Source organism: Methylobacterium sp. E-066 (assembly GCF_022829635.1).
In the GTDB taxonomy this organism is placed as follows: domain Bacteria; phylum Pseudomonadota; class Alphaproteobacteria; order Rhizobiales; family Beijerinckiaceae; genus Methylobacterium.
In genome coordinates this window covers 1-18,119 of the sequence record NZ_JAKSYO010000183.1, presented here as the reverse complement: position 1 = coordinate 18,119, position 18,119 = coordinate 1, and the positions used below count along the sequence as shown (strand labels likewise).

At 64.5% G+C, this 18,119-nt stretch carries 21 protein-coding genes; 13 read left to right on the top strand and 8 right to left on the bottom strand.

The window, feature by feature from the left end:
- The first annotated feature begins 240 nt into the window (after window positions 1–240).
- The 6 genes from flgF to MKL20_RS26000 are packed head-to-tail and all read left to right on the top strand — an operon-like array spanning window position 241 to window position 4,632.
- Window positions 241–981, top strand: coding sequence for a flagellar basal-body rod protein FlgF (gene flgF, locus MKL20_RS26025; RefSeq protein WP_243963664.1), 741 nt, complete (start codon window positions 241–243; stop codon window positions 979–981).
- Window positions 982–994: 13 nt separating this feature from the next.
- Complete coding sequence (gene flgG, locus MKL20_RS26020) at window positions 995–1,786, top strand: flagellar basal-body rod protein FlgG (protein WP_243963665.1); 792 nt, start codon at window positions 995–997, stop codon at window positions 1,784–1,786.
- Window positions 1,787–1,820: 34 nt separating this feature from the next.
- A complete protein-coding gene (gene flgA, locus MKL20_RS26015; RefSeq protein WP_244039082.1) occupies window positions 1,821–2,978 on the top strand; it encodes a flagellar basal body P-ring formation chaperone FlgA in 1,158 nt (385 codons plus the stop codon).
- A 33-nt stretch (window positions 2,979–3,011) separates the two neighbouring features.
- Window positions 3,012–3,761 carry a flagellar basal body L-ring protein FlgH gene (flgH, locus tag MKL20_RS26010; protein ID WP_243963669.1) on the top strand — a complete coding sequence of 250 codons (750 nt, stop codon included), beginning with the start codon at window positions 3,012–3,014 and terminating at the stop codon, window positions 3,759–3,761.
- A gap of 20 nt (window positions 3,762–3,781) precedes the next feature.
- Entirely contained in the window at window positions 3,782–4,195 is a 414-nt protein-coding gene (locus MKL20_RS26005; RefSeq protein WP_244039081.1) for a HEPN domain-containing protein, read from the top strand.
- Window positions 4,174–4,632, top strand: a complete 459-nt coding sequence (locus tag MKL20_RS26000; RefSeq protein WP_244039080.1) for a hypothetical protein — start codon at window positions 4,174–4,176, stop codon at window positions 4,630–4,632. Before MKL20_RS26005 ends, MKL20_RS26000 begins: the two co-directional genes overlap by 22 nt.
- Window positions 4,633–4,656: 24 nt before the next feature.
- On the opposite strand, the gene MKL20_RS25995 is transcribed toward MKL20_RS26000, so the two are convergent.
- The 5 genes from MKL20_RS25995 to MKL20_RS25975 all read right to left on the bottom strand — a co-directional run bounded on the left by MKL20_RS25995 (window position 4,657) and on the right by MKL20_RS25975 (window position 8,944).
- A complete protein-coding gene (locus MKL20_RS25995; RefSeq protein ID WP_244039079.1) occupies window positions 4,657–5,955 on the bottom strand; it encodes a Gfo/Idh/MocA family protein in 1,299 nt (432 codons plus the stop codon).
- Window positions 5,956–6,038: 83 nt separating this feature from the next.
- Window positions 6,039–6,407, bottom strand: coding sequence for a PilZ domain-containing protein (locus MKL20_RS25990; protein ID WP_244039078.1), 369 nt, complete (start codon window positions 6,405–6,407; stop codon window positions 6,039–6,041).
- Window positions 6,408–6,507: 100 nt separating this feature from the next.
- Entirely contained in the window at window positions 6,508–7,263 is a 756-nt protein-coding gene (locus MKL20_RS25985; RefSeq protein WP_244039077.1) for a phosphatase PAP2 family protein, read from the bottom strand.
- Between the two features lie 31 nt (window positions 7,264–7,294).
- Window positions 7,295–7,813, bottom strand: a complete 519-nt coding sequence (locus MKL20_RS25980) for a 2'-5' RNA ligase family protein (protein ID WP_243963720.1) — start codon at window positions 7,811–7,813, stop codon at window positions 7,295–7,297.
- A 27-nt stretch (window positions 7,814–7,840) separates the two neighbouring features.
- Window positions 7,841–8,944 (bottom strand): SPL family radical SAM protein, encoded by a 1,104-nt coding sequence (locus MKL20_RS25975; RefSeq protein WP_244039311.1) that lies wholly within the window; start codon window positions 8,942–8,944, stop codon window positions 7,841–7,843.
- Window positions 8,945–9,136: 192 nt separating this feature from the next.
- Here MKL20_RS25975 and MKL20_RS25970 point away from each other — a divergent pair, with 192 nt between their 5' ends.
- Window positions 9,137–10,078 carry an alginate O-acetyltransferase AlgX-related protein gene (locus MKL20_RS25970; RefSeq protein ID WP_244039076.1) on the top strand — a complete coding sequence of 314 codons (942 nt, stop codon included), beginning with the start codon at window positions 9,137–9,139 and terminating at the stop codon, window positions 10,076–10,078.
- Here the strand turns inward: MKL20_RS25970 and MKL20_RS25965 are convergent.
- Window positions 10,072–10,296, bottom strand: a complete 225-nt coding sequence (locus MKL20_RS25965) for a hypothetical protein (protein ID WP_244039075.1) — start codon at window positions 10,294–10,296, stop codon at window positions 10,072–10,074. The two genes, MKL20_RS25970 and MKL20_RS25965, sit on opposite strands and share 7 nt — an antisense overlap.
- Window positions 10,297–10,534: 238 nt before the next feature.
- Between MKL20_RS25965 and MKL20_RS25960 the strand changes: the two genes are divergently transcribed.
- Window positions 10,535–11,509, top strand: coding sequence for a glutathione S-transferase family protein (locus MKL20_RS25960; RefSeq protein ID WP_244039074.1), 975 nt, complete (start codon window positions 10,535–10,537; stop codon window positions 11,507–11,509).
- A 131-nt stretch (window positions 11,510–11,640) separates the two neighbouring features.
- On the opposite strand, the gene MKL20_RS25955 is transcribed toward MKL20_RS25960, so the two are convergent.
- A complete protein-coding gene (locus MKL20_RS25955) occupies window positions 11,641–12,867 on the bottom strand; it encodes a class I SAM-dependent methyltransferase (RefSeq protein WP_244039310.1) in 1,227 nt (408 codons plus the stop codon).
- Window positions 12,839–13,750, bottom strand: a complete 912-nt coding sequence (locus MKL20_RS25950; protein WP_244039309.1) for an NAD-dependent epimerase/dehydratase family protein — start codon at window positions 13,748–13,750, stop codon at window positions 12,839–12,841. The genes MKL20_RS25955 and MKL20_RS25950 overlap by 29 nt, the downstream gene beginning before the upstream one ends.
- Before the next feature lie 460 nt (window positions 13,751–14,210).
- Here MKL20_RS25950 and MKL20_RS25945 point away from each other — a divergent pair, with 460 nt between their 5' ends.
- The 5 genes from MKL20_RS25945 (at window position 14,211) to MKL20_RS25925 (ending at window position 17,515) form a co-directional block, all read left to right on the top strand.
- Window positions 14,211–14,912, top strand: coding sequence for a hypothetical protein (locus MKL20_RS25945; protein WP_244039073.1), 702 nt, complete (start codon window positions 14,211–14,213; stop codon window positions 14,910–14,912).
- 201 nt (window positions 14,913–15,113) lie between these two features.
- Window positions 15,114–15,581 (top strand): hypothetical protein, encoded by a 468-nt coding sequence (locus MKL20_RS25940; protein WP_244039072.1) that lies wholly within the window; start codon window positions 15,114–15,116, stop codon window positions 15,579–15,581.
- Between the two features lie 71 nt (window positions 15,582–15,652).
- On the top strand, window positions 15,653–16,567 hold the full coding sequence (gene trxA / locus MKL20_RS25935; RefSeq protein WP_244039071.1) for a thioredoxin: 915 nt from the start codon (window positions 15,653–15,655) through the stop codon (window positions 16,565–16,567).
- A 61-nt stretch (window positions 16,568–16,628) separates the two neighbouring features.
- Window positions 16,629–17,294, top strand: coding sequence for an LON peptidase substrate-binding domain-containing protein (locus tag MKL20_RS25930; protein ID WP_244039070.1), 666 nt, complete (start codon window positions 16,629–16,631; stop codon window positions 17,292–17,294).
- Between the two features lie 14 nt (window positions 17,295–17,308).
- Window positions 17,309–17,515, top strand: a complete 207-nt coding sequence (locus MKL20_RS25925; RefSeq protein ID WP_243963683.1) for a Trm112 family protein — start codon at window positions 17,309–17,311, stop codon at window positions 17,513–17,515.
- Window positions 17,516–18,119: the final 604 nt, after the last annotated feature.

Sequence of the window (18,119 nt, the reverse complement as noted above, 5' to 3'; positions counted from 1 at the left end):
CGCGGATATCCGCGTGCCAGGTATCCTCGGATATCGAAGCATTACGGTTAACGTGTCGTTAAGCGGGCAAATCCTGCCGGGCCAGGATTGCCGCCGCGCAGCTCCGGCCTGTCAGAAGGGTTACCGGACCCGCGCGCAAATCCTTACACTTGCACGCAAAATCGGTTTTTCGGGTGTTGGCACAGCGGATGCTGAATGGATCGTTGCCGCCACCGCGGCACGCGAGTGTCAGAGTCCACGATGCAGAATGCCCTCTTCGTCGGCGTGTCGAGCCAGATGGCGCTCCAGCGCGAGCTGGACGTGATCTCCAACAACATGGCGAACGTGTCGACCTCCGGCTTCAAGGGCCGGAGCACGCGTTTCCAGGAATACCTGATGCCGGTGGCGAGCGCGGATTCCTTCGCCCGGCCCGACCGGCGGCTCTCCTACGTCATCGACCAGGGCACCACGCTGGACCTGGGCCAGGGGCCGATCGAGCAGACCGGCAACCCGCTCAACGTCGCCGTCAAGGGCTCGGCCTTCATCGCGGTCCAGTCGCCGCAGGGCGAGCGCTACACCCGCAACGGCGCCTTCGAGATCGACCCGACCGGCGCCCTCGTGACCAGCGACGGCTACAAGGTGGCGGGCGATGGCGGCCCGATCACCATTAACCCGCAGGAGACCGGGCTGACGATCGGGACCGACGGCACCGTGTCGACCAATCTCGGCATCCGCGGCAAGATCAAGCTCGTCACCTTCGCCAACCCGCAGCGGCTCACCAACGAGGGCGGCAACCTCTACGCCTCGCCGGAGCCCGCGCGCCCGGCCGGGCTCGAGGGCCGCGTGGAATCCGGTGCGCTCGAGCGCTCGAACGTGCGGCCCGTCATCGAGATGACCCGGCTGATGGACGTGAACCGGTCCTACGCCATGGTGTCGAGCATGATCACCCGCCTCGACGACCTGCGGGGCACGGCGATCCGCCGCCTCGCCGACGTCGCCTAAGGGGGCCTGACCGATGCGCGCCCTCTACTCAGCCGCCACCGGCATGGCGGCCCAGGAACTCAACGTCCAGGTCATCTCCAACAACATCGCGAACCTGCGCACCACCGGCTACAAGCGCCAGCAGGTGCACTTCCAGGATCTGCTCTACCAAAACCTGCGCCGGGCCGGCTCCTCGACCTCCGAGCAGAACACCCAGCTCCCCGCCGGCCTCGCCCTCGGCTCGGGCGTGAAGACGACCTCCACGGCCCGCGTCATGTCGCAGGGCACCCTGAGTTCGACCGAAAAGGATTACGACGTCGCGGTCCGCGGCGAGGGCTTCTTCCGGGTGACGATGCCGGACGGCCGCACCGCCTATTCCCGGGACGGCTCGTTCGACCTGTCGGCCACCGGCCAGCTCGTCACCCGGGACGGCTACCTGCTCGACCCGGCGATCACCGTGCCGCAGACGGCGACCGCGGTGACGATCAGCGCCACCGGCGCCGTCCAGGCGACGCTCCCCGGGCAGACCGCGCCACAGGCGCTTGGCCAGTTCCAGCTGTCGCGCTTCATCAACAAGGTCGGCCTCGAATCGATCGGCGACAACCTGTTCATCGAGACCGCGGCCTCCGGGCCGGCGATCAGCGGCCTGCCGGGGGCGGAAGGGTTCGGTAACCTTCAGCAGAGCTACCTGGAAGAAGCGAACGTCAACGCCGTCACCGAGATCTCGTCGCTGATCGCCGCGCAGCGGGCCTACGAGATGAACTCGAAGGTCGTCACCGCCGCCGACCAGATGCTCTCCACCACCTCGCAGATGTTCCGCAGCTGACCGCGCGTCCTGCCATCACTTCAGGTCTCCGCTCATGTATGCCGGCTTCCACCCCGACACGGTTCTCGCCGATCTGCCCCTCCTCAGCACGGCGGCGGACGAGAGCGACCTCAGCCCGATCGTGCGCCGGGCCCGGCCGCGGGTGCCCACCCCCGGCGCCGCGGTGCTGCTGCGCGCGGCGCTCGCCTTCATGACCTTCGCGGCCATCGGCGCCCTGGCGATCCCCGCCATGGCCGAGCCCGGGATGCAGCCGGGCGAGACGCAGAAGACCCAGCCGCGGCTGCGCGGCGACGTGACCGCGCGGGGCGACGTCCTGGCGCTCGCCGACCTCGTCGAGGGCGCGCCGGACTTCCTCGCCGCCCGTCCGCTGTTCCGCTCGCCGGCTTTGGGCGCCACCGGGACGATCCAGACCCGCCGCATCGTCGAGGCCGCCGCCGCCCTGGGCGTCACCGGCCTGGAGACCGGGGGCCGGATGCAGATCGCCGTGCAGCGCGCCGCCCGGCGCCTGGGGCCGCCGGATATCGAGGCGGCGCTCAAGCGCGGCCTGGAATCCGGCTACGGCCTCGATCCGCGCAGCGTCGCGGTGCGCTTCGACGGCGACGGCCCGACGCTGCTGGCACCGGTTGACCTTGCCGGCCAGGCCGCCGCCCTCGACCTGACCTACGATCCGCGCTCGCGCCGAGTCTCGGGCCTTGTGAGCCTGGGCGAGCGGCAGGCGTCGCTGCGGGTCTCGGGCGTCGTGATCGAGCTGCGCGAGGTGGCGGTGCTGACCCGGGCGCTCAACCGGGGCGATCCGGTGCGGGAGGGCGACCTCGTCGTCGAGCGCCGTCCCCGGGAAGCCGTCGCGACCGATGCGCAGCTCGGCGTCAGCACGGTCGCGGGCGAGGTCGCCCAGCACGCGCTCCCGGCCGGCACGGTGCTGCGGGTCTCCGACACCGCGCTGCCCGAACTCGTGGCAAGGGGCGAGAGCGTGACCATCGTGTACGAGACCGCCAGCGTCAGCCTGTCGATGCGCGGCCTCTCCAACGAGGCCGGCCGCATGGGCGCGGTCGTCAACGTCGTGAACGTCGCCTCGAAGAAAGTCCTCCAGGCCACCGTGATCGGCCCAGGCCGCGTCTCGGTCGGCCCCGGCCCGGTCGCCCAGCAGAGCGCCGGCACCCAGCCAGTCCAGGCGACCGCGTCCCTGCGCTGATCGCCCTTATCGATGCGTCAACGAGTTCCCCCGATGGCCAGCCGCCTTGTCCTCAACCCGCTCGCCGCCGCGCTGATCGCCGGCGCGCTCGGCGCCTGCAACACCGCCGACCGGCTGTCCCAGGTCGGCGCCACGCCGGCCCTGTCGGCGATCGAGGATCCCACGACGCAGCCCGGCTACAAACCGGTGCGGATGCCGATGCCCGACGTGCAGCCGGTCTCCTACGCACCGAACTCGCTGTGGCGGACCGGCTCCCGGGCGTTCTTTAAGGACCAGCGCGCGGCCCGGCTCGGCGACCTGCTGACCGTAAAGGTCAACGTCACCGACCAGGCCAACATCAGCAACGAGACCAAGCGGTCCCGGGCCAACACCGAGAGTTTTGGCCTGCCGAACGCCCTCGGGCTGGAGAACAACGCCGTCGGCAAGTCCTTCGGTGTCGGCGGCAGCGCGCTCCTGTCCGCCACCTCGGCCACCGCCAATGACGGCGCCGGCTCGGTCCAGCGGGCCGAGACCGTGACCACGAACGTCGCCGCGGTGGTCACCCAGGTCCTGCCCAACGGCAACCTCGTGGTCGAGGGCAAGCAGGAGATCCGGGTGAACTTCGAGGTCCGTGAGATGGTGGTGGCCGGCGTCGTCCGGCCGGAGGACATCGAATCCGACAACACCATCGACTCGACCAAGATCGCCCAGGCCCGCATCGCCTATGGCGGCCGCGGCCAGATCACCGACGTGCAGCAACCCCGTTACGGCCAGCAGATCGTGGATATCCTGCTGCCGTTCTGAGGTGGCGATTCGGGCACGGCATGAACCGGCAGGCGTGGAAGAAGCGATCCAGGAATCAACTCCGCGCCGCTCAAACGCTTCTGGCGGCGGGCCAGTACAGCGTCGCCTATCATCTGGCCGGATTGGCGGTCGAATGCGCCCTCAAGGCTCGGATCGCGCGCTCGTTCCGGAGCGGGACATGGCCGCTCCGGCAATTCGCCATCGACATCCACACCCACGACCTGTCGAAGCTCGTCATCCTCGCTGACTTGCGCGACCAGCGGCAGATCGATGAGAAGCGCGACCCTTCGTTTCTCGATGCCTGGGATATCGTGGCGAAGTGGACGATCGAGTCCCGGTATGCCGAATGGTCAGAGGAGGAGGCATCCGATATGCTCGACGCTATCGCGCGGCGGCGTTCTGGTGTGATGCCATGGATAAGACGTCACTGGTAGACGAAGATATCGAGGTCGGCCGCCGGTTCGTCGCAGCGCTGGAGCAGGCCGGATTGCCGGTCGCCGCGGCGATGTGGTTCAAGCGACCGACATACGACACTTGGACGTTGGGGATCGCGAGTCCCAACGTCCAAGTGTACGGTCCTCTCTCGGTCGTAAGGCTAGCGAGCGCGGTCCTTGAGAATGGCTTTTCCGATCGGATCGGAAGAGACGATTTGTTCTACTTCAATACGTCGAAGCAGGCTCTCGACGATCTCGCGTCGCTGCCGAAAACGCTGACGGAGGGGGTTCGGGAGATTTGGAGCTTCCGATTGAACCATGTCGACATCGACAAGGCGTTCTTCTTCCACCTCGCCCTCGATCGGCGCGCGTCGGACGCGGCGCCGATCCCCCCCGATCAGAAGAAGAAAAGCGCCCCTCGCAAGCGTGTAGCCTGAATCCCGGTGCCGTTCTGAAAGACCTCAGTTCGGCTCCTCCGGCTCCGGTCCCCGGGTCACGTCGAGGCCTGTGCCGGCGCCCGCGGGCGGGCCGACCTTGACCGGGGCGCCGGTCCGGGCGGATTCGTAGATCGCCTCCATCAGCACCTGATCCTGCAGCCCCTCCTCGCCGGGGGTGCGGGGGCGCAGGTTCTCCTGGATGCACCGGGAGAAATGGTCGATCTCCAGGGCGAACTGGTTCTTCGGGCTCAGAACCTTCTCGTCGCGCGCACCGGACTTGCCGTCGCGGTGGGACACGAACAGGCGCTGACCCTCGTACGCGAAGGCGTTCTGCAGATCGACCGCGGCGTTGCCGGTGTGCAGCGTCAGGCTGCGCGCCTCGTAGACGCCGTAGCTCGATGTGCATTGCGCGATCACGCCGGACGGGAAGTGCAGCGTGAAGCTCACCGTCTCCTCGACCTCGCGGAACTTCGGATCGTCGGGCGGCGAATGGATCTGGGCCTGGATCAGATCCGGCTCCTCGCCGAGCACCGCCCGGGTGGTGTTGAGGCAGTACAATCCGATATCCGGCAGCGAGCCGCCGCCCGCCAGTGCCTTCTTCAGACGCCATTGCTCGGGCAGCCCGGTGGTCTGGCCGTTGAACGCCTGGATCATCCGGGGACGGCCGAACTCGCCCGACCGGGCGAGCTTGATGACGGCGCGGTTATGCGGCTCGTACTGGCAACGATAGGCGATCATCAGCTTGACGTTGGCCTGGTTGCAGGCCGCGATCATGTCGCGGCATTCCTGCGACGCCACCGCCATCGGCTTCTCGCACAGCACCTGCTTGCCGGCCGCCGCCGCGGCCAGGACGTTGTCCCGGTGCACGCCGTTGGGCGTCACGATGTAGACCGCCTGGATCGCGGGATTGGCCTTGAGCCGGTCCCACTCGTCGTAACCGTAGACGGCATCGTCCGGCAGCCCGTATTGCCGGGCCACGAGCTTGGCCTTGTCGGGCGTTCCCGACATCACCGCGGCGAGCCGCGAGCGCTTGGTCGCCCCGAAGGCCGGGAGGATCTCATCGAGGCTCAGCCGCCCGAGGCCGACGACGCAATAGCCGATCCGCTGTCCCGGAGGCTGGGGCGCCGGGCTCGGCGCCGGCGGACGGTCGGCCTGGCCGCGCCAGTTCGGGAACATCACGCGCCCGCCCTGGACCGCGCCGGTATCGGCTGGAACCGTCGGGCCGGGCTGCGCCGCCTGAGCCGCACCGCCGAGGCTGGCGCCCGCCAGGGCACTCCCCGCGGCCAGGAGGGTGCGTCGTGAGAGCCGGGTGTCGTCCGCCATGAGCCTCGCCGTTTCACTGAATTCGCGTCACGGCACCGAATCGCCGCGCCATGGGGCGAGCGTCCGCTATCGCTGCTGTCCCATCAGTGAACGCAAGCTGGTGCCCGGTCGTTTCCGCCGAGCAGCGCGGCGCGCAGACGCGTGACCTCGGCCTCGCTGTCGGCGAGGCGGCGGGCGAGCGCCGCTGGTTCGGAGGCCGCCCGCGTCTCGGCAAAGCCGATGCCGATCGTCGCGCCCGAGCGCCACGCCACGAAGGCCCGCCGGGTCTCGTTCCGGCAGGGGATGAACAGGTCGAAACAATCCGGCAGCGTGGCCTCGGCCGGGACGCCGATCCTGGCACCGCCGAGTGAGACGTCGCGCACGACGCAGTCGATTTCCGGCAGGAAGGCGGCGGTCCGAACGCGTCCGCCCAGGCAGACACGGCGGCGGGCGGTTTGGCGACGCTCGATCACGATCGCTGTCCTCAGGTTATCGGTCGTTCCGACAACCTCAATCGAGCCCGGATGGCACCCTGAGGTCCACCTTAACCTCCGGTTTACCTTAATCGCCCGGTTACGGCGGTGGCGGGTCCGGCGCCTCGACCTCTCCACGCCGCTGCAGCTGGAGGGCGATGAACCAGCACAGGCAGGCCCAGGCCGCCCCGATGCACCAGCCGGCCAGCACGTCGCTCGGCCAGTGGACGCCGAGATAGATCCGGCTGAGTCCGACGAGCAGCGTCAGGCCGACCCCGAGCCCGAGCACCAGGGCCTTCGCGCTCCGGTTGCGATCGACCCGCGCGACCAGGGTCGCGAGGGTCAGGTAGGCGATGGCCGACATGGTGGCGTGGCCGCTGGGGAAGCTCGCGGTGAACACCTCCATGCCGTGGGGCACGAGGTCCGGCCGCGGCCGCTGGTAGAACAGCTTCAGCACCGTCGAGACCAGTTCGCCGCCGCCAACCGCGGCGAGCACGAACACGCCGATCCGGCGCCGCCCGGACACTGCCAGATAGGCCGCCACCGCGCAGGTCAGGAACAGCACCGTGAAGACGCTGCCGAGCCCGGTGATGTCGCGCATCGTCTCCTCGAGCCAGGGCGGCCCGATCGGGTCGGAGAGGTCGGCCGGGTTGCGCAGGGCGAGCAGGATCTTGCGGTCGAGCGCCGCGGTCGAGCCCTCTCCGACCTCGTGGGCGAGGTAGAAGAACCCGTAGCCGAGGATGCTGACGCCCAGCAGGGCGACCAGCGGGCCGACCTCGTTGAGCCGCAGGCGCAGCCAGACCGCCATCGCCCGCCCGGTGAGCGGATTGTGCTGCAGACGACTCGGCGCCCTCATGGCGCGCTCTCCCCGATGCGCATGCGGACCATCAGGCATTCTCTCCGAAGGCCAGGACGGCGACCGCCTCCCAGGGGCCGCCGAGATAGCGCCACAGCCGGGTTGCAGGCGCCGTGAAGTGGAACGGCGCGAACCCGGCAGCCAGATCGGCATGGAGCGCACGCGCCTTGTCGGGGGCGACCTTGTTCTGCACGGTCACGTGCGGGCGCCAGCCCTGGCGATCCTGCGCGGTGAGATGGGGCTCGAAGGTCTTGGCGAGCCGGGCCCGGAAGTTCGACAGCGATTCGGATTCGAGCACGTAGGCCACGCCCCGCCCGGTGAAGCGCAGGCCGGTGACGGCGACCTCCGGGGCCGGCACCGTGCGGGCCAGGGTCGTTACTGCTTCGATCACGCCGCGCTCCTTATCCCCCGGCAGGTGGTGGAACAGCGTCGCGTGGGCTGGGATGAGGTTCAGGGCCTCGGGGAAATTCCGCCGCCGCTCGCCGTCGAAGCGCGCGAAGGTCGGCTCGTCGAAGGCGAGGGTCAGGATCAGGGGGGCCGCGTCATGCATGCGGGGCGACATGGCGCCTGAACCCGCTCAGGTCCAGTACAGCATCCGCGCGGCCGGCAGGTCGCGGGCCAGTCGCTCCGTGAGATGCGCCCGCATCGCCTGCATCAGCGGCTTCGGGAAGACGTGCTTCACCGTGCCGAACTTGGTGCGCTTCTCGACCCGGTCGGCCTCGTCGAGGGGCAGGTCCGACCCCGGATACCAGCCGCGCAGGACCGCCTTCGAGATCGGCGTGAACCGGTGGGTGATCAGCTCGGCGGTCAGGTCGAGATCGGGGATGCCGGCGAGCGCGTTGGCGGCGTCGCGGATCAGGCCGGCATAGGCGTCCTCCCAACCCTCCACCGGGATGATCGGCGCGATGGTCAGGCCCACGGGATAGCCGGCCATGGCCATGGCACCCATCGCGGAGAGCCGCGCGTCGAGCGGGTCGGTGCCGCCCTCGTAGCGCGAGGCAGGCCGGGCATTGACCGAGAAGCGGATGCGCGTGCGCCGGTTGTGCGGCAGGTCGAGGAGCGGCGCGACGGCGGCGAATTTCGTGGTGAAGCGCAGCTGCACCGGCGCATCCCAGGCGCCGAAATGACGGATCGCGGCCGAGAGCGAGCCGGTAAGATGCTCGATGCCGAGCGGATCCGTGTAGCAGGAGGCCTCGAAGGTCGTGCCCTCATGCGCCCGCTCGGCCGAGGCCGAGGTGACGGCGCCCTGGCCGGCATAGGCCGCGAGGTTGTCGAGGATGGCGTCGAGATTGGCGTAGGCCCGGGTCACCGGCGGCCCCTGGAGCGAGCCGGCGAGGTAGCAATACTGGCAATGGGCCGGGCAGCCCTCTGCCAGGTCGAAGCGCCAGTCGGCCGAGGGTGGAATCGGCTGGAGCCGCAGCTTGGTCGGTGGCGCCACCGTGATCGCGAGGGTCGCCTTGGCCGAGGTGTAGGCCTTGCGCGGATCGGCATCGCGCAGGCCGGTGAGGCGGTTGGAAGCGAGCCGTTCCACCGGCAACCCCATCGCCTCGGCCCGCTCGGCCATGGCCCGGCCATGGGCGAAATCGAGCGCGGCCGGCGTCACCAGGACCCGGCGCGGGCGCCAGAGCCGGGCCGGACGGGGGCGGGCCGGAACGGGGCTTTCGATCGCCGGGGCGGGCATCAGGAGCGAGGGGGACGACATAGTTGTCGAACGCGCGCCCGCGGCGCCGGGTCCGGCCCGGGCGCCCGAGCGCGGTGCGGCCGAAGCGCTCGCCGCCGAAGGGGCAGCCGGCTCGTCCGCGAGTCCTTATCGCCAGGAGGGCCGAGCCGTTCCCGATTGCAAGCCGATCGGGAACGGCTCTAAAGCACGGCCATGGCTTCAGGCAGGGAGAGCGTACATGTCGGCCGCGACGGATGGCTGTTCCTCACCGGCGGCAGCAACCGCGTCATGGACCGCTACCGGGGTGGCCTGCGGCACTGGCTGCTGCTGCGCGGCTGGGCGCGGCTGATCGAGACGAGAGCGCGGCGGGCCGAAAGCCTCGGGATCCGCTGCCTGCACGTGATCGTGCCGGAGAAGCTGTCGGTCTACGACGACAAGGTCGAGGGGCTGCGCTACGCCCCGGCTAAGGCCTCGACCCGGCGCCTGGCCCGGCGCCTAGCCCGGCACCCGGCCTATCTCGATCTCCTGGCCCCGCTGCGGGCGGGTCGCGACGGCCCGGTGCCGCTGTACCTGCGCACCGATACGCACTGGACCATCCAGGGCTGCCTGCTCGCCTATCGCGAGATCATGCGCGCCCTCGGGGCGATCCCGCCGGCCGATATCGGGGCGCGGCCGCAGGTGGTCTCGGAGGAGGTCATGGATCTCGGCGAGAAGCTGCGCGATAGCCCCCGGGAGCGGCTGGACCGGCTCATGCTGCAGCGCGACGCCAAGCGGGTCGAGGTCGGCCCGATGCTCGCCGCCTACGAGGCGCAGGGGCGGGACCGGGAGGCGCATGTCGGCGCCCATGTCGTATACCGGAACGAGGCGGAGGCCGCCGATCCGCGCCGCCTCGTCCTGTTCGGCGATTCCTGCGCGCATTTCGACCCGTTCCTGCTGACCGGGCTGCTAGCCGAGAGCTTTCGCGAGGTCCACTTCGTCTGGTCGGCGAGCCTGGACTGGCACTACATCGAGCGCGTGCGTCCCGACATCCTGCTGTTCGAGCTGGCCGAGCGCTTCCTGGCCCGGCTCCCGAAGGACGATTTCGATGTGACGGTCTCGGGCCAGCGCGGCACCGGCGGGCGCGTGGCGCAGATGAAAGCCGCCGCGGCTCAGTAGATCGCCGGATCCAGGCGAGCGTACTCGGTGATGCTCGCCGCCTGATACTTGGCGAAGGATTCCGGCGCGCAGGCGATGCCGATCATCAGGACCAGCAGCGTCGCCACGCAGGCCAGCGTCGCCGTGACGAGGTCCGCGTGCCGCCTGAGGGTGTGGATGATCAGGCACCCCAGGGTGAACAGGGCCGCCTCTGCGACGGGCACCAGCGCGAACGACATCTTCCAGCTCCATCCAGTCTCCCGCCGGGCCGGGGTCGCTGCGGGCACGCAGCGGCGGGCGGGTGTCGTGTCAATGGCCGATTATGCTGCACTGCAACAGAAGCGTGGGCGCAGGCCTGCGTTGCACGCGGCTCTTAAGCGAATCGCAACCGGGACGGATCGTCCGGCGCATGGCCCTTTCCGCGCGACGCCCGGCTCCCATCTCGCCTGGATCACCTCTCGCAACGGGACATCACCCATGGGCCTCCTCGTCGACGGCGTCTGGCGCGACCAATGGTACGACACCGCCTCGACCGGCGGCCGGTTCGAGCGGAAGGCCTCGTCCTTCCGCAACTGGGTGACCGCGGACGGCGCGCCCGGCCCCTCGGGGGAGGGCGGCTTCAAGGCCGAGCCGGGGCGCTACCACCTCTACGTCTCGTTGGCCTGCCCCTGGGCCCACCGCACCCTGATCGGGCGCGCCCTGAAGGGGTTGGAGGAGGCGATCACCGTCTCGGTGGTCGATCCGCATATGGGCGAAGAGGGCTGGGTGTTCGGCGACACGCCGGGGGCGACGCCGGATCCGATCCACCAGGCGACCCGCCTCTACGAGGTCTACCGGGCGGCGGACCCGTCCTATACCGGCCGCGTCACGGTGCCGGTGCTGTGGGACCGGCAGCGCGGCACCATCGTGTCGAACGAATCCGCCGAGATCCTGCGGATGTTCAACGGCGCCTTCGGTGGGACCGGGCCGGACCTGTACCCGGAGGATCTGCGCGCCGCGATCGATGCGATCAACGCGCGGGTCTACGACCGGGTGAACAACGGCGTCTACAAGGCCGGCTTCGCCACCGCGCAGGACGCCTACGCGGCCGCGTTCGAGGCCCTGTTCGCCGAGCTCGACGCCCTGGAAGAGTGCCTCGACCGGGGCCGCTACCTCTGCGGCGACCGCCTGACCGAGGCCGACATCCGGCTGTTCACCACGCTGGTGCGGTTCGATGCAGTCTATGTCGGGCACTTCAAGTGCAACCGCCGCCGGATCGCCGATTATCCGAACCTGTCGAACTACCTGCGCGACCTCTACGCGCTGCCCGGCGTCGCCCCGACCGTGAATCTCACCCACATCAAGCGCCACTATTACGAGAGCCACCCGACCATCAATCCGACCCGGATCGTGCCGCTCGGTCCGGACCTGGATTTCTCGGCGCCGAACGACCGCGCCCTTCGGTTCGGCTAATCAAACACTGTCTTTCGGAGATTCCGTCGAATTATTTACCAGGGTTCTGACGAATAAAGTCGATGATATCAACTACATCTTTGCTTGAAAGGCGAACCAATGAATATTTCATTGGTCGCTAAACAACAAATTTAAAATGTTTCCATCCCATGCAGGCTTCCAACACTAAGAGTTGGAAAATAAACGACTACCAGATCTTCGGTATGATTTCTCCGAAGACACCGTAGTTTATTTTCTATCTCTTTGCGAAAGTTCCAGGCACCTATAACGAAGAGACATGGCACTGTCTCTTTAGAAGCGTCAACAAAAGAAGAAATCTTCACATCACCGCCCGGCACGTAGCGCCCAACTTTCAACGGTGCCTCATCGATTACGTCGTCAAACTTGGCCCCTGAAACTTGACAAACTGTAATCGCCTTCGCAGCAGCACCGACGAGTACAAATTTGCGTCCGCTTTGACGAGCTAATTTTTCGAAGGAAAGAATGGAGGCACAAGTTTGTCGAGCAAAGTTTTGAAAACACTCGGCCTCCAATCGCGTAGGACGATCACTCGAGCTTAGAGAACCAAGTGCAAACTCACCATCTACCAAGTTCGACAAAGCGTCTTCAATCGGACTGTCGTCAAAACCAAACAACGCCAATATTGAATTTCCATGAACTGCCGTTTTGCAAAATTGTATCTTCGTAAAACCGCATCGCCTGCCTAATTCCGCGAGCGAACTGGGACAAAAGAATGAAAAATGCTCATGGTACAAGGTATCAAATTCATAATTAACAAACATATCAGCCTGAGAAACTTGAATATATGCGATGCCGTTTGCGCTCATGCAGTCTTTTACAGCCGATAGAAACCTATGGGGGTCGGGAACGTGCGCTAGGACATTCATTGCAACAATACGTGAAATTTTTTTGTTCAATTGCAAATCTGGCCAAAATGCGTGATGCACATCCAACCCACGGTCACGGCTGATTGAAACTAAGTTGCTAGCGGGTTCCACGCCGCTGCAATCCAGGCCATGAAGCTTTAAGGCTGACAGGAAAGAACCATCATTGGAAGCAATTTCAAACACATGATCTGATGGTTCGCAGTTTTGAGAGATCTTTCCTGCCAGCCACTCAAAGTATTTATTCAATGTTCGAGTCGTTCCGCTTTGATATAGGTAGTTACCGAAAAGTTCTTCTGGGGGATAGAATTGATCTTGTTGCGCATGCCCGCAATTTTCACAAATTCGCAATGCCAACGGAACGCGCTTTACGAATGCGTTTGGGCTATCAGGCAAAAGGTTCGCTGCGGGCTGAAGCCCGAAATCGAGTATAATTTTGGTATTCTCACTTAAACACGCTAAGCATGTCGGCATCTTTTTCAATCCCCCAACCCATTTGACTTGCGAACAGCTCACACCGACGTCTGATACTTGAATACACACTATTACCGAGCGCAGGCAATCGGCTCAATTCACGATCACTCAAGAAAAAAGAGTACGTTCCAGAATTGGCCTCAAATTCAAGGGGCACATTCCAGTAATCTGAAATTTCAGCCCCTAGTGTACCAATCGTACCGGACCAACTTGCTAGACCAATCTGAGAGGCAGCGGAATAAATACCGGGCGATACGTGGTCTTGCAATTTATCTACAAGATATGCACATAAGTCTTCGATAAACAGAACACTTCTGAACGCAGAATTATTCTGTACAACCACAACACCGTTTTTTCTGGCAGACGCATTCATAGCATTAAAGACAAGATCCCATCTCATATTGGGAGACCAGCCACTTACCGTCGCCATTCTTAGCCCGACGCAATGAACCCCGAGGTGCGGAGTTACGATATCAAATGCCAATTTGCTTGCGTCGTATGAGTTAGAACTAACTTCAGTCGCAACATGAGAATATTGATCGTCCGAGGAAGAGAGCACTGAGGCCGAAGAGGCATAAATAATCCATTTTCCAAGCTTACCAACCCTATGAAATAATCTAGATAAATCGAAAACATTATTCTCTATAGCCTCGTAAGGTTGCTGTTGGGCCATTTTTACTGAACTGTGCCCAGCGAACCAAAGAAAAGCATCACACCGCATCAGTGATTGGTCATCCAAATCTTGATATCTGTGCTCATGGTACTCAACGAAGTTTTCGGGGTTAAGGCTGGGACGAATGTCGCAACCTACAATCGCGAATCCCCGTCTCGATAACTCGAGCGAAAGTCGGCTCCCAATATAACCCGCGGCCCCGATCAACATAATCCGAGACAGCGCCGGATTCCTTCTCACAGAGGCGTGTTGATTTTCGATCACCTTACGATCTCCGGCAAAACTTCAAAGAGAATTTCAGTTCGATAGCTCTCACAAAATAATATTTAGACTAGCTCGAAATAAACTTATAAAATATTCTCGTTCCTCGCAAATTTACGCTCTTACCACAGCGTTGCAAAGATTTTCCTTACGGGTAGAATTACGCTGCCACATGAGTGATGCTTATCACCGCAGAATTCCGGCGCAACCCCGCTGCACGTGTCGACTAATAATTTTGCTTTAGAAAGATATCACAGATGCCGTCGTCGAAAATTGGAAATATTGAGTCGCTTGATCGGACGCAGGGCCGACGAATAGAGATTCGCGACGGAAATTTTATCAACCGAAATTTTTCTGTCGCATATCTAGCACTAAATGATTCCTCGCTTATAATTAAAGTTTTCGCTATTTGGATAAAATCAACTGTAAGGCAAAATTGTATCTTGACGACCGCACCGACGCTCAAGAAATAGAGGCATTAAACGCTGCGGAAATTGATTTTACGTTCTTAAATAACGATCATGACTTTGTCGAAGGATTATACGGCAAAGTTGCCGCCAATACATCAAATGAATGGCTGCTTATATTAACCAGCGATGAGATTCCGACAACTGAAATGTTGATTGCGACGGCTGAATTAATAGACGGCTTGAGTAAAGACGTGAATTGCGCAGCATTTGCTCGGCGGTGGGTTTATAGAGAACCCGGAGGTGATCTTAAGCACAGTACGGCGCCCTTTATCGGCGACGATTATCAGCCCCGTTTGATTCGCCATAAAGACGTGTTTTTTCGTCCCATCGTGCATACGGGTGGTTTCGACATAGACCCACAGCGCCAAAAAATGATCCCTCGTGAATTTCCAGTTTACCATTTTGACTGGCTGGTTCACTCAAAATCACTCCGCCAAAGAAAATTAGCTTTTTATGATCGAATTTTGCCTGGAGCAGCACAGTCATTCGCAAAATGGTACTTGCCCGAAAACTGCCTCCAAGAACACGCCATGCAATCGGTTTCCGAGAAAGATGTAATCGATTTTTCCAATACACTTGATACGGAAGATCATGGCGCTTGGGTAGACAAACTCGCGATCAAGTACAATTATCCTCGTTAGTCGTGGAATGCATTCACGTACAATCTTTGTTTGTTGGCCGCCCCCCCGTGGCGTACGGCTTGGTAGCAGGGGTTGGTCGCAAGCCCATGGCGACGGCGTTTGGCGAGCTCAAATTCCAACCGATGTGTTGAAACATTTCTCTCTAGAAAGTTCGTGGTGTATGGCGTCGCAAGTTCCGTTGGCATCCGTACGAACCCCGCCATGAAAACCCGCCTCAGCCTCGCGCTGCTCTGCGCCCTTCTCGGATTGCCCTATGCGGCGCACGCGCAGGCCACACTGCGGCTCGAAGGGGCTTGCGAGAAGCTGGTCGTCGACGGACGCGACCTCAGCGCCTCCTGCGGCAACGTGCTGATGAACGCGGTGAGCCGCAACCGCACGAGCTTCGATTTCTCCGCGGCGGACGGCCAGGCGCTGAGCTTCAGCGGCAACGGCGCCCAGCAGGAGGCCACCGAGGAGACCGACCCGCTGCAACCGATCAACCTCGTGATGGTCGGCAAGGACGGGGCGCCGACGCTCGCGATCGGCGCCTGCCGGTTTTCCACACCGGAACCCGGCCGCACCGCGATCACCTGCGAGGCGAGCACCGCGGACGGCCACGCCTATGCGGGGACCTTCGTGACCGCCGCCAAAGCTGCAGAGAAGGCGCCCCCCGGGACGCCGGCGCGCTGAGTCTGGGCTGGTCAGAGCCGGTTCGAAGCCCCATCTAAGGCGCTCCACGAAAAAGTTCCGAAGCCAGGCCAATGCTGAATGACACCTTCGCCGGGGGCGCTGCCCCGGCCGGCGATACCGATGCCCTGATCAAGGACACGACCACCGCGGGCTTCCGGCAGGATGTCATCGCCGAGTCGATGCACCGGCCAGTCCTGGTCGATTTCTGGGCGCCGTGGTGCGGCCCCTGCAAGCAGCTCACGCCGGTCCTGGAGAGGGCGGTCAAGGCGGCCAAGGGCGCGGTCGCCCTGGTCAAGATGAACATCGACGACCATCCCTCGATCGCCGGCCAGCTCGGCATCCAGTCGATCCCGGCCGTGATCGTCTTCCAGAAGGGCCAGCCCGTCGACGGCTTCATGGGCGCGGTGCCGGAGAGCCAGATCAAGGAGCTGATCGACCGCGTCGCCGGCCCCGCTCAGGATCCGGTCGAGCTGGCGCTCGCCGACGCCGCCGCCCTGATCGAGGAGGGCGACCTCGCGGGCGCCTCCGAGATCTACGCGGCGGTGCTGGAGCAGCAGCCCGACAACGTCACGGCGCTCGCCGGCCTGGCGAAGATGCAGCTCGACGCGGGTGAGATCGAGAACGCCAAGCGTGTGCTGGCGATGGTGCCGGAGGCGAAGGCCGCCGACCCGGCGCTCACTGGCATCCGCGCGGCCCTCGAACTCGCCGAGCAGGCGGCCTCGCTCGGCGACCTCGCGGGCTTGCAGCGGGAGGTCGAGGCCAACCCGGACGCCCACCAGGCGCGGTTCGACCTCGCGCTCGGACTCGCCGCCGCGGGCGAGCGCGGCCAGGCGGTCGATCACCTCATCGAGCTGCGCAAGCGCGACAAGGACTGGAACGAGGATGCGGCGCGCAAGCAGCTCCTGCAGTTCTTCGAGGCCTGGGGCGTGATGGATCCCGACACGATCCGCGGACGGCGCAAGCTCTCGGCGCTCCTGTTCTCGTGACGCTTCGGCTCGCACCGGGGCGGATTATCCGGCCCGGCTTCGGGCCCATCGGGGAGGCGCCATGAGCACCCAAGCGAGCTACAAGGGCCCGGCGGATTGCCCCGCCGTCATCCCGGTCTTTCCGCTGCCCGGGGCGCTGCTGCTGCCGCGCGGCCAGATGCCCCTCAACATCTTCGAGCCGCGCTATGTGTCGATGATCGACGACGCGATGCGCACGGACCGGATCATCGGGATGATCCAGCCCGATCCCGAGGGCTCGGGCGCGGCCAACCCAAAACTCTTCCGGGTCGGCTGCGCCGGACGGATCACGCAATACGCCGAGACCGGTGACGGCCGCTACCTTGTCTCGCTCACCGGGATCAGCCGGTTTCGGGTCGAGAGCGAGTTGGCCTCCGCCAGCACCTACCGCCGCTGCCACGTCTCCTACGACGACTTCGCGGTGGACTTCGAGCCGCGCGCAGGCGAGGAACAGGTCGACCGCGACGGCGTGCTCAAGGCGCTGCGCGACTTCGTGGACTCGAACGACCTGAAGGTGGATTGGGCCGGGATCGACGAGGCGCCCGACGAGGCGCTGGTCAACGCCCTCTGCATGATGAGCCCGTTCGGCGTGCGCGAGAAGCAGGCGATGCTGGAGGCCCCGGACCTCAAGACCCGGGCCGAGATCCTGATCGCGGTCACGCAGATGGAACTGGTTCGCGGCTCCGGCCCCGAGCCGACGATGCAATAGGCTGCACGGCTGTCATGACCAACGACCTCACCAACCCCGTCGAGGCGACGCGCGTGGACCCGAAGCTCCTGGAGATCCTGGTCTGTCCCTTGACCAAGGGCACGCTGGACTACGATGCCGCCCGCCAGGAGCTGATCAGCCGCTCCGCCAAGCTCGCCTACCCGATCCGCGACGGCATCCCGATCATGCTGCCGGAAGAGGCACGCCCGCTGACGGATTGAGAGCCGAGGTCGGGGTTACACGGCCGGATAGGTTTGGCCGCGCTGCTCTTGGAGCATCGGGCTCGCTTTCCTGTTCGGGCTACGAACCAGGCGGGTCTTGAAGCACAGGCACTCTTGCCAGCCGCGACGTGCCCCCTCTCCCGTGCGGGTTAGGGGCTAAACAGGTTGGAAGATTCATCTCCCGAGGATCGATAACCCATACCCGATAACCCGCGCCGTCATTCCGGGGCGCCGCAGGCGAGCCCGGAATCCAGAAACATCGTGGGTGCAAGAGCTTGGCACGTCGGCGGCTCTGGATCCCGGGTTCCGCTGCGCGGCCCCGGGATGACGGTGCGTGGCAGCATCGGTCGAGCTTTCGCTTGAAGAACAAGACTGAGTTTTCTGGGCCGCGGAGAGATGAAAATTCTAACCTGTGTAACCCGTAGCCCATGCGGGAGAGGGTTGGGGTGAGGGACCAGGTTTTTCCGGACAGGTTGCACCCCTCACCCTGTCCCTCTCCCGCACGGGCTACAATGCTCACACATCTGCGGACGAAGCGCGGGTCCCCTCGCCCCGCTTGCGGGGAGAGGCCCGCACGGACCCCGTCGTCCGTGCGGGAAGCGCA